Annotated in this window: 14 protein-coding genes; 11 read left to right on the forward strand and 3 right to left on the reverse strand. The window is 68.8% G+C overall.

Features of this window, described 5'->3' with window-relative positions:
* Positions 1-11: 11 nt before the first annotated feature.
* Positions 12-734: an HTH-type transcriptional regulator RutR gene (gene rutR, locus SFB74_RS30200; RefSeq protein WP_432728074.1), complete on the reverse strand. Its 723-nt coding sequence runs from the start codon at positions 732-734 to the stop codon at positions 12-14.
* A gap of 219 nt (positions 735-953) precedes the next feature.
* Between rutR and SFB74_RS30205 the strand changes: the two genes are divergently transcribed.
* The 7 genes from SFB74_RS30205 to SFB74_RS30235 all read left to right on the forward strand — a co-directional run bounded on the left by SFB74_RS30205 (position 954) and on the right by SFB74_RS30235 (position 7,898).
* Positions 954-1,955 carry an isopenicillin N synthase family dioxygenase gene (locus SFB74_RS30205; RefSeq protein ID WP_432728075.1) on the forward strand — a complete coding sequence of 334 codons (1,002 nt, stop codon included), beginning with the start codon at positions 954-956 and terminating at the stop codon, positions 1,953-1,955.
* 4 nt (positions 1,956-1,959) lie between these two features.
* A complete protein-coding gene (locus SFB74_RS30210) occupies positions 1,960-2,346 on the forward strand; it encodes a VOC family protein (protein ID WP_432728076.1) in 387 nt (128 codons plus the stop codon).
* A 79-nt stretch (positions 2,347-2,425) separates the two neighbouring features.
* Positions 2,426-3,535 (forward strand): BMP family ABC transporter substrate-binding protein, encoded by a 1,110-nt coding sequence (locus SFB74_RS30215; RefSeq protein WP_432728077.1) that lies wholly within the window; start codon positions 2,426-2,428, stop codon positions 3,533-3,535.
* Positions 3,536-3,550: 15 nt separating this feature from the next.
* Positions 3,551-5,077, forward strand: coding sequence for an ABC transporter ATP-binding protein (locus SFB74_RS30220; protein WP_432728078.1), 1,527 nt, complete (start codon positions 3,551-3,553; stop codon positions 5,075-5,077).
* On the forward strand, positions 5,070-6,233 hold the full coding sequence (locus SFB74_RS30225; RefSeq protein ID WP_432728079.1) for an ABC transporter permease: 1,164 nt from the start codon (positions 5,070-5,072) through the stop codon (positions 6,231-6,233). Before SFB74_RS30220 ends, SFB74_RS30225 begins: the two co-directional genes overlap by 8 nt.
* Before the next feature lie 61 nt (positions 6,234-6,294).
* Positions 6,295-7,227 carry an ABC transporter permease gene (locus tag SFB74_RS30230; protein WP_432728080.1) on the forward strand — a complete coding sequence of 311 codons (933 nt, stop codon included), beginning with the start codon at positions 6,295-6,297 and terminating at the stop codon, positions 7,225-7,227.
* Positions 7,224-7,898 (forward strand): cysteine hydrolase family protein, encoded by a 675-nt coding sequence (locus SFB74_RS30235; protein WP_432728081.1) that lies wholly within the window; start codon positions 7,224-7,226, stop codon positions 7,896-7,898. The genes SFB74_RS30230 and SFB74_RS30235 overlap by 4 nt, the downstream gene beginning before the upstream one ends.
* 6 nt (positions 7,899-7,904) lie before the next feature.
* Here the strand turns inward: SFB74_RS30235 and SFB74_RS30240 are convergent, their stop codons facing one another.
* A complete protein-coding gene (locus SFB74_RS30240; protein ID WP_432728082.1) occupies positions 7,905-8,663 on the reverse strand; it encodes a hypothetical protein in 759 nt (252 codons plus the stop codon).
* Between the two features lie 46 nt (positions 8,664-8,709).
* Here SFB74_RS30240 and SFB74_RS30245 point away from each other — a divergent pair, with 46 nt between their 5' ends.
* From SFB74_RS30245 to SFB74_RS30255, 3 genes are read left to right on the forward strand one after another with little or no spacing between them, the layout of a single operon-like run.
* A complete protein-coding gene (locus tag SFB74_RS30245) occupies positions 8,710-9,309 on the forward strand; it encodes a LemA family protein (RefSeq protein ID WP_432728083.1) in 600 nt (199 codons plus the stop codon).
* Between the two features lie 12 nt (positions 9,310-9,321).
* Complete coding sequence (locus SFB74_RS30250; RefSeq protein ID WP_432728084.1) at positions 9,322-10,236, forward strand: TPM domain-containing protein; 915 nt, start codon at positions 9,322-9,324, stop codon at positions 10,234-10,236.
* A 5-nt stretch (positions 10,237-10,241) separates the two neighbouring features.
* Positions 10,242-10,787, forward strand: coding sequence for a TPM domain-containing protein (locus SFB74_RS30255; RefSeq protein ID WP_432728085.1), 546 nt, complete (start codon positions 10,242-10,244; stop codon positions 10,785-10,787).
* A 1-nt stretch (position 10,788) separates the two neighbouring features.
* On the opposite strand, the gene pdeM is transcribed toward SFB74_RS30255, so the two are convergent.
* Positions 10,789-11,472 carry a ligase-associated DNA damage response endonuclease PdeM gene (pdeM, locus tag SFB74_RS30260; RefSeq protein WP_432728086.1) on the reverse strand — a complete coding sequence of 228 codons (684 nt, stop codon included), beginning with the start codon at positions 11,470-11,472 and terminating at the stop codon, positions 10,789-10,791.
* Positions 11,473-11,537: 65 nt separating this feature from the next.
* On the opposite strand from pdeM, the gene trxC reads away from it, so the two are divergent.
* On the forward strand, positions 11,538-11,987 hold the full coding sequence (trxC, locus tag SFB74_RS30265) for a thioredoxin TrxC (RefSeq protein ID WP_093206391.1): 450 nt from the start codon (positions 11,538-11,540) through the stop codon (positions 11,985-11,987).
* Positions 11,988-11,990 lie beyond the last annotated feature (3 nt).

Raw genomic sequence — 11,990 nt, forward strand, 5'->3', positions numbered from 1 at the left:
AGTCAGTGCTGTCAGCGCGGCGCGATGCCCTGGAGGACGATGCGCTGCACGTTCTCCACCGCGCGCTCGAAGAATCCTTCGTCTTCCAGCGTGTGTCCCGACAGCGCCTGCACCTGCACGCCGAAGTCCGCGTAGTGCTGCGTCACGGCCCACAGCGCGAAGATGAGGTGATGCGGATCGACCGGCGCCAGCTTGCCCGCATCGACCCACGCGCGGATCACTTCGGATTTCTTCTCCACCAGCTCGCGCAGTTCGCGGTCGAGTTCGTCGCGCAGCAGCGGCGCGCCCTGAATCATCTCCAGGCAGAAGAGCCGCGACGCATCGGGCCGGTCGCGCGAGATCACCAGCTTGCGGCGGATGTAGTCGCCGATGGCCTGGGCCGGGTCCTGCTCGGCGCTGAAGCCGCGCAGCGGTTCGAGCCACAGCGCGAGCAGGTCGCGCAGCACGTTGACGTACAGCTCTTCCTTGTTCGCGAAGTAGTAGAGCAGGTTGCTCTTCGACACGTCGGCGCGCGCAGCCACCTGGTCGATGGACGTGCCATGCAGGCCGAAGCGCGAGAACAGCCCCAGCGCCGCGCCGAGGATCGCGCTGCGCTTGTCCTCGATCTGGCGCAGCCTGCGGTTCACCGAAGAGGCACTGCGCACCGCGCGCTTGCGCGCAGGGCTCTTTTCCTTGTCCTTTTCCTGCTTGGTCTGCTTGCTGGCCGCTGCGGCCAGCGCCTTGGTCTTCGGCATCTTCCCTCGCTCTCCTGCGTGTTCCTGTCCGGTTCCGGCATCCGTGTTGCGCACCACTGTAAGGCCACGGTGCATCGCCTTGCGCCATGACCGTGTTCGCATGCCACCGCGAAGGCCTCGCGGCGCACCATGCTGACGCGACGGACGCTGTTTGTCCATTTGGTCCAACTGGCACAGACGTTGCATGGCGAAAGGCATGCCAAGCATGAGGAAACTGCCATGACCCTGCTGTCCGTTCCCATCATCGATCTAGCGCCCTACTTCGCCGGCACCGCCGAAGGCAAGGCGGAGGTCGCGAAGAAAGTCGACGAAGCCTGCCGCAGCATCGGCTTCCTCGTCATCACCAACCACGGCATTTCGCCCGAGCTGATATCGCGCGTGTCCTCGCTCTCGCGCAGGTTCTTCGACATGCCGCTGGGCGAGAAGCGCAAGGTCGATCGTCCGCGCGAGGACGCGGTGCGCGGCTACAGCGCGGTGGGCGAGGAAGGCCTCTCCTACAGCCTCGAGGAGGCGGCGCCGGGCGACCTGAAGGAATCGTTCTCCATCGGCCCCTCGAACGTGCCGGACGACGACTACCACCGCGGGCCTGCCGCAGGCCCGCACTTCGAGCCCAACAGCTGGCCGCCCATCGACGGCTTCCGCGAAGCCTACGAAGGCTACTTCGAGGCAATGAGCGATCTCTCGCGCTCGCTGATGCGCGTCTTCGCGCTCGGCCTGTCGCTGCCCGAATTCTTCTTCGACGACAAGATCGACAAACACATCAGCATGTTCCGCGTGCTGAGCTATCCGCCCCAGCGCGAGCAGCCGCTGCCCGGCCAACTGCGCGCGGGCGCGCACAGCGACTACGGCAGCCTCACGATCGTGCTGCCCGACGACAAGGGCCTGCAGGTGTTCAACAAGGCCGGCCAGTGGGTCGACGTGCCGCAGGTCGAGGGCGGCCTGGTGGTCAACATCGCCGACCTCATGATGCAGTGGACCAACGATCAGTGGGTGTCCACGCTGCACCGCGTGATCAACCCGCCCTTCGAAGTGGCGAGCACCAACCGTCGCCAGTCGCTGGTGTTCTTCCACCAGCCCAACTACGACGCGATGGTCGAATGCCTGCCGAGCTGCCTCGCGCCGGGCGAGCAGGCGAAGTACGCGCCCATTTCCTCGGGCGACCACCTCACCTCGAAGTTCGTCAAGCAGACGACCTTCGGCGGCACCAAAGTGGCGGCCTGAACGCATGGCTCACCTGTCCTACGTCAACGTCTTCGCGAAGGACGTGGTCGCGCTCAGCGGCTTCTACCAGCGCGTCTTCGGCTTTCCGGAGATCGAGGCGATCCGCTCGCCCATCTTCCGCGGGCTCGATACCGGCAAGTCGAGCCTTGGTTTCAATGCCCTCGATGCCTACGAGCTGCTGCACCTGGGCGAGTTCTCCGACACGCGCGGCGTGAAGTTCCTGCTGAACATCGACGTCGACAGCCAGGCCGACGTCGACCGCATGGTGCCCGTTGCGCTCGAAGCCGGCGCCACGCTCGTGAAGCCGCCATACGTCACCTACTACAACTGGTACCAGTCGGTGCTGCTCGATCCCGAGGGCAACGTGTTCCGCATCAACTTCATGATGTGACGCGCCTCTGCGTTCCCCTCCCCGCTTTTGCCTCCCTTCCTTCAACGCTTCTTCAACGCCTCTTCTCAAAGGTAGTTCCATGCAGCAGCTGCGCACCCTCACTCCCGGCCTGGGCCTAGCGATGACCATCGCGGCCGGCGGCGCGTTCTTCACCACGCTGCCCGCCGCGGCCGCCGACGGCTTCACGCTCAAGGACAAGCCGAAGATCGCGATGCTCTACTTCGGCCCCAAGAACGACGGCGGCTGGACGCAGGCCTTCGACGAGGCCCGCGTGAAGATCGAAAAGGAGATCGGCCAGAAGATCCAGTTCGTGGAGAACGTGCCCGAGGACGCGTCGGCCATCAAGCCGGCGGCCGAGAAGTTCATCCAGCGCGGCGCCAACATCGTGATCGGCACCGCCTTCGGCTACTCCGACAGCTTCAAGGACCTGGCCGCCAAGTACCCCGACGTGGCCTTCCTCAACGGCTCGGGCACCACCAACGGCAGCAACCTCGAATCGTTCTACGGCCGCACCTACGAGAGCCAGTACCTGTGCGGCATGGCCGCGGGCGCGGCCTCGAAGACCGGCAAGCTCGGCTTCGTCGCGGCCAACCCTTTCGGCGTGGTGAACTGGACCATCAACGCCTTCGCGCTCGGCGCGCAGAAGATGAACCCGAACGCCACCGTCAACGTGATCTACACCGGCGCGTGGAACGACCCGGTGAAGGAGCGCGCTGCCGCTGCCGCACTCATCGACCAGGGCGCCGACGTGATCGGCCAGCACGTCGACAGCCCCACGCCGCAGATCGTCGCGCAGGAGCGCGGCGTTTACGGCACCGGCCACCACCGCGACCTGCGCCAGTTCGCGCCCAAGGCCACGCTGTGCTCCTCCGTGTGGGTGTGGGACCGCTTCCTGACGCCGGAGCTCAAGAAGATCATCGCCGGCGGCTGGAAGCCCGCGCAGTACGGCGCCTTCATCGAGATGAAGGACGGCGGCACCGACATCGCCGGCTTCGGCCCGGCCGTGCCCAAGGACAAGGCCGCGCTCATCACTGCCGAGCGCGACGCGATCATGAAGGGCAAGCAGATCTACGCCGGCCCGCTCGCCGACCGCGACGGCAAGGAGCGCGTGGCCAAGGGCGCCGTGCTGTCGGACGCCGACCTCTGGAAGATGGACTGGTTCGTCAAGGGCGTGGTCACGCAGAAGTAAGCCGAAGGCCAGGCCATGCCCAATGCGCTCGAACTCACCGGCATCCGCAAGTCCTTCGACGGCTTCGCGGCCCTGACCGACGCCCACTTCGCAGCGCGCTGGGGCGAAGTGCACGCACTGCTGGGCGAGAACGGCGCGGGCAAGTCGTCGCTGATGAACATCGCGGCCGGGCTCTATGCGCCCGAGGCCGGGCAGCTGCTGGTGGACGACAACGCGGTGCGCTTCACCGGCCCGCGCGACGCGGCGAAGCACCGCATCGGCATGGTCCACCAGCATTTCAAGCTGGTGCGGCCGTTCACGGTGGCGCAGAACATCCTGCTCACCGCACCGCCGCCGGCCGAGTTCCAGAGCCATGGCGAGCGGCTGCGCGAGATCACGCGCGACATCCGCAACAAGGCCGCGGAACTGGGCTTCGACATCGATCCGTCGAAGCGCGTCGACGCGCTGTCGATCGCCGAGCAGCAGCGCGTGGAAATCCTCAAGGTGCTTCTGGCCGGCGCGCGCATCCTGATCCTCGACGAGCCCACGGCCGTGCTGACCGACCAGGAGGCCGCGCGCCTGCTTCAGACGGTGCAGGGGCTGGCGCGCAAGGGCGCCGCCGTGGTGCTGGTCACGCACAAGATGGCCGACGTGAAGACGTATGCCGACCGCGTGACGGTGATGCGCGGCGGACGCACGGTGGCCACGCTGAAGCCGGAAGAAGCGTCGGTGGCCGAGCTGGTGAAGCTCACGGTGGGCGATTCGATCGCCACGCAGGGATTCCAGCCTTCAGCCGCATCGCGCGGCCCCGTGCGCCTCTCGGTGCGCGGACTTCGCACGCCCGCCTCGCCCGAGGGCCGGCGCGTGCTCGACGGCGTGGACCTCGAACTGCACGCGGGCGAGATCTACGGCCTTGCCGGCGTCGGCGGCAACGGCCAGGGCGAGCTGGCGGGCGCGATCATGGGCCTGCCGGGCGAAGCCACCGAAGGCGAGATCCGGCTCGAGGGCCACGGCGACCTGAAGACCATGGCCGCATCGGCGCGCCGCGGCATCGGCATCGCCGCCATTCCGGCCGACCGCTACGGGCTCGCGCTCGCAGGAGGCCTCTCGGTGGCGGAGAACTACGCCATCGGCCGGGTGCACACCGGCCGCTACGGTCCCGTGTGGCGCCTGCGCCGCAACCGCATCCAGAGCGACACGCAGGAAGCGGTACGGGCCTTCGACGTGCAGGGCGTGCGCTCTGTCGCGCAGAAGGCCGCGCTGCTCTCGGGCGGCAACGCGCAGAAGCTGGTGCTCGCACGCGAGTTCGGCAAGTCGCCCACGCTGGTGCTGGCGCACAGCCCGAGCCGAGGGCTCGACGTGCGCGCCAGCGCCGAGGTGCATGCCCGCCTGCGTGCCGCGCGCGACAGCGGCGCCGCGGTGCTGCTCATCAGCGAGGACCTCGACGAGGTTCTGCAGCTCGCCGACCGCGTGGGCGTGATGACGCGCGGGCGCATCGCCGGCGAATTCGCCCAGCCCGCCGACCGGCAGGCCATCGGACAGGCGATGGTGGACCATGGCTGACGCATCCCTCATGGCCGACATGGCAGCGCCCTCTTCCAAGACTCCTTCTCCCATCGCCCACGAGACACCGCGCGCGACGCAGCCGCTGGCCCGCCGCCGCTACGCGCTCGAGGTCCGCCAGCACATGCCATGGCGCTGGCAGGCGCTGATCCTTGCGGCCGCCTTGCTCGCGGGCTTCGCCATCTCCGCCGCGATCCTCGTGGCCGCGGGCGTGCCTGCCGACGAACTCGCCAACGAGTTCGTGATGCAGACCTTCTTCGACGGCCAGAACTTCCGCGCCGTGCTGTTCCAGGCCGCGCCGATGATCCTCGTCGGCCTCGCCGGCTCCATCGCGTTCCGCGCGCGCTTCTGGAACCTCGGGCTCGAGGGCCAGATGATCTGGGGCGCCATCGGCGCGACCACCATCTCGATGTGGCAGATCGGCCCCGAGAACCTGCGCCTGCCGCTGATGTTCGTCGCGGCCGTCGGCTGCGGCCTGCTGTGGGTGCTGGGGCCCGCATGGCTCAAGCTGAAGCTCGGCGTGAACGAGATCATCTCGACGCTGATGCTCAACTACATGGCGGCCAACTTCCTGCTGCACCTGGTCTACGGCAGCTGGAAGGACCCGAAGGACAACTTCCCCTACTCGCCGCAGTTCCGCGCCTTCGAGCGCCTGCCCGAGCTGGGTGCAGGCATCGGCAGCTCCATCCTGCTCGCGGGCGTCGTCGCGCTGCTGGCGTGGTGGCTGGTGAGCGTGAGCCGCGTGGGGCTCTACCTGCGCTTCGTCGATGCGAATCCGCGCGTGGCGCATGCCAACGGCGTGCCGGTGCGGCGCACGATCTACGGCGCGGTGCTGCTGTCGGGCGCGATGGCCGGGCTGGCAGGCTTCGCGGTGGCCGCGGGGCAGGAAGGACGGCTCACGCAGGCCTTCTACCAGGGCTACGGCTTCTCGGGCATCCTCATCGCCTTCCTCGCGCGCAACAACCCCCTTGCGGCCACGGTGGTCGCGCTGCTGGTGGCGGCTCTCTTTGTCACAGGGCGCAGCCTGCAGGTGTTCTACCAGGTGCCATTCTCGATGGTGCAGCTCATACAGGCGGTGATCGTGGTGTGCGTGGCGTCGAGCGACTTCTTCATCCGCCACCGGCTGCGCCGCGTGGGCGGGGAGGCTTCGGCATGAGCGCCGCGCCGGGCCGCCCCAAGCAAGCTCGCGCCGCAGCGCGAAGCGCGGAGGCTTATCGATGAGCGGTGGCATCGTCCTAAACTGGCTGGCGAGCACGCCGGACTTCGCTGTGCCTTATGCATTGGCAGCGCTCGGACTCATCATCTGCGAGCGCGCGGGCGTGCTCGCGCTCGGCGCAGAAGGCCTGATGCTGGTCGGCGCGCTGGCCGGCATCGGCGCACAGATCGTCATCGGCCAGCCGGCCGTGTCGCTGGTGCTCGCGATGCTTGCAGCCAGCGTGGTCTCGGTGCTGTTCGCGGTGATGGTGATCTGGCTGCGCGTGAACCAGGTGATCGCCGGGCTCGCGCTGGTGTTCTTCTGCCAGGGGCTCACCGCGCTGGTCGGCTCGATGGCCGAGTGGACCAACCATGCCACCGAAGGCATCGGCGCGATGGGCCTGTGGCCGTTGTCGCTGCTGCCGGGCGTGGGCAGGCTCTTCGAGCAGAACGCGATGGTGTGGCTCACGCTGCCGATCTTCGGCGCGGTGGCGTGGTTCTTCGCGCGCACCTCCACCGGCCTGCGGCTGCGCGCGGTGGGCGAGAACCCGCAGGCGGCCGACGCAGCGGGCATCCGCGTGACGGCATGGCGCTTCGCGGCGGTGCTCGCAGGCTCCGCGCTGGTGGGGCTGGCGGGCGCCTACATCTCGGTGGTGAGCACCAAGCTGTGGATCGCGGGCATGACCGGCGGACGCGGCTGGATCGCCGTGGGCCTCGTGATCTTCGCGCGCTGGTCGCCTTGGAAGGCGCTGGTGGGCGCGCTGCTCTTCGGCTGCATCGAGGCACTGATCCCGCAACTGGCGGCCGCTGGCGTGCAGCTGCCGCAGTACTTCGTGATGATGACGCCGTATGCGGTGACGCTCGGCGTGATGGTGTGGGTCGCGCTCTCGCGGCGCGGCGCCGATGAAGAGCCCGGTGCGCTGGGCCAACCCTATGTGCGGGAAGAACGCCGATGAAGGCCTGGGTCTACGACGAGGAGCGCGAGCTCGACACGGCGAAGTTCGCCGACTACCTGAATCCCGCCACCACCGCGGTCGTCTCCATCGACATGCACCGAGGCCATCTCGACGACAGCCCCGACTGCCCCTGCCCCGCGCCTCGCGCACGCGACGTGGTGGCGCCCATCGACGGCTTCCATGACGCGGTGCGGGCGCTGGGCGTGCGCATCGTGCACGTCAGGTCGGTGCTTCGGCCCGGCGGGGTGGACGACATCAACGGCATTCCGTCCGCATGGCGGCGCACCTTTCCGCTGCACGTGGGCGAGATTCCGAATGCCGACGCGCATGCCATCGAAGGCTCGAAGTGGACCGAATGGGTCACGCGCGTGGAGCCGGGCGACATGCGCGTGGACGGTAAGCGCCGCCTCTCGGCCTTCTACCCGACCGACCTCGACTTTCTTCTTCGCAACCAGCGCATCGAAACGGTGGTGCTCGACGGCGGCTTCACCGACTGCTGCGTGCTCAACACGGCCTTCGACGCCAGCAACCGCAACTACCGCGTGATCGTGCTGCGCGACCTGGTGCGCGGCACCGATGCGCACCTGGAAGGCGCGGCGCTGGCGATGGTGTCGCTGCACCTCGGGCTGGTGGTCGACTCGGAGCAACTGCTGCGCCAGTGGCGCGGCTGAACCTCGTCAGCCCGGCACACCCAGCCAGCGTGCGGCCACGGCCTGCATCTCGCCCTGGGCGGACTCCCACACCAGCTCCGGCGCCGCCACATGCACGCCGGGCGGCGCGATGCGCAGCGCCACGTCGACCAGCTCGGCCACCTTCGCCGCACGCACCGGCTGCTCGCTGCTGGGCACCATGAAGCGCACGACCGACAGCATCCACGCGGCCACCCGCTCGAAGGGGTTGGCGAGCTTCGCGTTCGCCGGCTTGCGCGCCGATCGCACGAGGATCACGCGCTCGAAGCCGCAGGCCACCACCGCCTGCTCGTCGAGGCTGGCGAGCCCGCGCTTGAGCGCCTCGGGCAGCTTGCCCTGGTCGTGCGGCTGCACGATGGCCAGCGTCTGCACGCCGCAGGCACGCAGCCAGCGGGCCAGCTCGGGCAGGTCCGAAGGCTCGGGCACCCACAGCGCGCGTTCGCGGTCGTGGTACAGGCGCGGCGGGTCGAAGGCAATGATGGCGGTGTGGGCCGAGGTCGGCGGCCACTGCCCGATGGGCAGCTCCGGGCTCAGGTAGGTCTCGACGCCGCGCAGCCCGTCGCGGATCGGCTCTTTCGCCAGCACGCGCGTGTGCGCATGACGGTGGCTGCCCGCCAATCGTCGCAGCAGCTCTGCGCCCAATGCGCCGGTCGCGCCCGCGATCAGCAGCGTTCCGAAGGCGGAAGAGGCAACGGGCAATACCGCACGATTGGCGGCCTGCAGGGCTTGTAGAGGATCGACGGGCATGGAGCCGTCTATGCTACCTTCCGCATCTTCTGCGGAGGTAATGCAAATGATGATGAAGCGCTGGCTCTTGATTCTCGCGGCTGTCGTGTCCCTGAGCGGCTGCGGCTACAACCAGTTCCAGTCCCTCGACGAGGCCAGCAAGTCGGCCTGGAGCGAGGTCCTCAACCAGTACCAGCGGCGCGCCGACCTCGTGCCGAACATCGTGGCCACCGTCAAGGGCGAGGCCAGCTTCGAGCAGGACACGCTCACCAAGGTGATCGAGGCGCGCGCCAAGGCCACCTCGATCCAGGTGACGCCCGAGACGCTCAACAACCCCGAGGCGTTCAACAAGTTCCAGCAGGCGCAGGGCGAGCTTTCTTCAGCTCTGTCGCGGCTGATGGTGGTGTCGGAGCGCTACCCCGACCTCAAGGCCAACCAGTCGTTCCGCGACCTGCGCGTGACGCTCGAAGGCACCGAGAACCGCATCACCGTGGCGCGCAACCGCTATATCGAGAGCGTGCAGGAGTACAACGTGCTCGCGCGCAGCTTCCCGACCAACATCACGGCCAAGGTCTTCGGGTACGCGACCAAGCCGAACTTCTCGGTGCAGAACGAGGCGCAGATCTCGACCCCGCCGACGGTCGATTTCGGTACTCCGAAGAAGTAAGAGCCCGGACCGATGGCAGCCGCCGCACTGCTCCGCCGCGCGCTGGCCGCCGTCGTTCTCGTAACCCTGGCCGGCGTCGCGCTGGCCCAGGGCCTGCTTCCGATCCCCACGCTCACCGCGCGCGTGATCGACCAGACCGGCACGCTCGACAGCGCGCAGCGCAATGGCCTCGAGACCAAGCTCGCCGCCTTCGAGCAGCGCAAGGGCTCGCAGATCGTTGTGCTGATGGTGCCGACCACCGCGCCCGAAGACATCGCCGCCTACACGCAGCGCCTGGGCGATGCCTGGAAGATCGGCCGCAAGGACGTCGGCGACGGCCTGCTGGTGGTGGTGGCCAAGGACGACCGCAAGATGCGCATCGCCACGGCCAAGACGCTCGAAGGCGCGGTGCCTGACCTCGCGGCGAGCCGCATCATCGACGAGGAGATGAAGCCGCGCTTTCGCAACGGCGACTTCGCGGGCGGTCTGAACGCGGCGGTGGACCGGCTCATCGGGCTGGTCGACGGCGAGCCGCTGCCCGAGCCCTCGCGCAACACGGGCAGCAGCAACAACGGCGGCAACGACGGCTTCGACTGGGAGAACCTCGCGATCTTCCTGTTCGTCGGCGTCTTCGTCGGCGCGCCGATCGCGCGCGCCATCCTCGGCAAGAAGCTGGGCACGATGGTCGTGGGTGGCGGCGTGGGCGTGGTGGTGTTCTTCATCACCACCAGCATCGCCATCGCGGTGATCGCAGGCCTCGTGGCTCTGATCGTTTCGCTGGTCGCAGGCACGGGCAGGCCCGGCGGCGGAGGTGGTGGCGGCTGGAGTTCCGGCGGCGGCGGTTGGGGCGGTGGTGGCGGCGGCTTCAGTGGCGGCGGCGGGGGCGGCGGTTTCAGCTCCGGCGGCGGCGGCAATTTCGGCGGCGGCGGCGCGTCGGGGGACTGGTGAAAACGATGCAGACCACGAACACGAAGCCGGCCGACGCGGGCCTCTTCACGAAACTGGGCCGCATCTGGCGCCATCGCTGGATCGACGAATCCGAGGTTCGCCGCGCGATTCCTCCGGCCGCGCTGGAGCGCCTCGCCGGTCGCGTGACTGCGAGCGAGCGGCGCCACAGCGGCGAGATCCGCATCTGCGTCGAAGCCGGCCTGCCGATGTCGTACCTGTGGCGCCATGCGCCGCCGCGCGAGCGTGCCGTCACGCTGTTCGGCAAGCTGCGCGTGTGGGACACGGCGCACAACAACGGCGTGCTCATCTACCTGCTGCTGGCCGAGCACGCCATCGAGATCGTGGCCGACCGGGGTATCGACGCGCACGTCGACGATGCTGAATGGGCCGCGATGGCGCAGCGGATGAGCGCGGCCTTTCGCGAAGGCCGCTTCGAGGACGGGCTCACGCAGGCGCTGGAAGAAATCTCCGCCTTGCTGGTCGAGCACTTTCCGCTGGCCGAGGGTGAGCTCGACGTGAACGAACTGCCCGACGAGCCTGTGGTTCTCTGAGCTAGTTGCCTTCGCGCGGCGGCACCGCCCACACGGCCGAGCCGCCCACCGCATGAAAGCGCCGCCCCGGCGCCGATTCCATCAGCCACCCGCCCGTGAACTCGCCGAAGGCCGGCAGCACGGCCTGCTGCTCGTCGCTCGCGAAGCACGGCAGCCGCACGCTGTCGCGGCCCCGCCCCTGGAGCCTGCAGACGGGATGCAGATGCCCTGCGAGCACAAAGTGCGTCGCATGCGTCTGCGGATGGTGGCAGCAGGCGAAAGGCCCCAGCAGGAAGGGTTCGTCGACCACCTCGATGCGGAGCGCCTCGGGCGGGTCGCCCGCGCGGCTGTCGTGGTTGCCGCGCACCAGCGTCATGGCGATGGCCGCATGGCGTACGCGCCAGGCCTCGACCACTGCGAGCACCGTGCGCGCCTGGGCCGCATGCAGGAAATCGCCGAGGAACACGATGCGCCGCGGCTCATGCCTTTCGATCAGCGCATCGAGCCGCGCCAGATTCTCCTGCGTGGTGCCGCCCGGCACCGGCTGGCCGAGCGCGCGGTAGGCCGCGGCCTTGCCCAGGTGCAGGTCGGCCACGAACAGCACACGCTGCCCCGGCCACCAGAGCGCGCGCTCGGGCAGCAGGTGCAGCAGCTCGCCCGCCCAGTGGACGGCGAGCGGCGATGCGGATGTATCGGGGGAAGTCACGCAGCCAGTGTCGCAAAACCGGCGACCGCCTTGCAAAGGCCCTCCAGAGCCCCCATTTGCGTGCAATGACCGAATCGCCACCGCTGCACATCGTCTGCCCGCACTGCCACACGACCAACCGCGTCCGCACGGCGCAGCTGGGCAGCGCGCCAGACTGCGGAAGCTGCCATCGCCCGCTGTTCACCGGCCATTCCACCGCGCTGGCGGATGCAGCCACCTTCGACCGGCATATCTCCCGCAACGAGATTCCGGTGCTGGTCGATTTCTGGGCGCCCTGGTGCGGCCCCTGCCGGCAGATGGCGCCGGCCTACGAGCAGGCCGCCGCGCAACTGGAGCCCTACGTGCGGCTCGCCAAGGTCGACACCGAGGCGGTGCCCGCACTGGGCGCGCGCTTCAACATCCGCAGCATCCCGACGCTGGCGCTGTTCCGCGGCGGACGCGAAGTGGCGCGGCAGGCCGGCGCGATGGGCGCGGCCGACATCGTGCGCTGGGTGAAGGCGCACGGCGCGGGCTGAGGG

It is taken from the genome of Variovorax xiamenensis, from assembly GCF_050916385.1.
GTDB lineage: Bacteria > Pseudomonadota > Gammaproteobacteria > Burkholderiales > Burkholderiaceae_C > Variovorax.

Excerpts from the sequence above, each read along its gene's own strand:
- SFB74_RS30245 (WP_432728083.1), top strand. The coding sequence starts at position 8,710 with ATGATGATGAAGCGCTGGCTCTTGATTCTCGCGGCTGTCGTGTCCCTG.
- SFB74_RS30230 (WP_432728080.1), top strand. The coding sequence starts at position 6,295 with ATGAGCGGTGGCATCGTCCTAAACTGGCTGGCGAGCACGCCGGACTTC.
- SFB74_RS30255 (WP_432728085.1), top strand. The coding sequence starts at position 10,242 with ATGCAGACCACGAACACGAAGCCGGCCGACGCGGGCCTCTTCACGAAA.
- SFB74_RS30240 (WP_432728082.1), bottom strand. The coding sequence starts at position 8,663 with ATGCCCGTCGATCCTCTACAAGCCCTGCAGGCCGCCAATCGTGCGGTA.
- SFB74_RS30205 (WP_432728075.1), top strand. The coding sequence starts at position 954 with ATGACCCTGCTGTCCGTTCCCATCATCGATCTAGCGCCCTACTTCGCC.
- trxC (WP_093206391.1), top strand. The coding sequence starts at position 11,538 with ATGACCGAATCGCCACCGCTGCACATCGTCTGCCCGCACTGCCACACG.
- SFB74_RS30210 (WP_432728076.1), top strand. The coding sequence starts at position 1,960 with ATGGCTCACCTGTCCTACGTCAACGTCTTCGCGAAGGACGTGGTCGCG.
- SFB74_RS30220 (WP_432728078.1), top strand. The coding sequence starts at position 3,551 with ATGCCCAATGCGCTCGAACTCACCGGCATCCGCAAGTCCTTCGACGGC.
- SFB74_RS30225 (WP_432728079.1), top strand. The coding sequence starts at position 5,070 with ATGGCTGACGCATCCCTCATGGCCGACATGGCAGCGCCCTCTTCCAAG.
- SFB74_RS30215 (WP_432728077.1), top strand. The coding sequence starts at position 2,426 with ATGCAGCAGCTGCGCACCCTCACTCCCGGCCTGGGCCTAGCGATGACC.
- SFB74_RS30235 (WP_432728081.1), top strand. The coding sequence starts at position 7,224 with ATGAAGGCCTGGGTCTACGACGAGGAGCGCGAGCTCGACACGGCGAAG.
- rutR (WP_432728074.1), bottom strand. The coding sequence starts at position 734 with ATGCCGAAGACCAAGGCGCTGGCCGCAGCGGCCAGCAAGCAGACCAAG.
- SFB74_RS30250 (WP_432728084.1), top strand. The coding sequence starts at position 9,322 with ATGGCAGCCGCCGCACTGCTCCGCCGCGCGCTGGCCGCCGTCGTTCTC.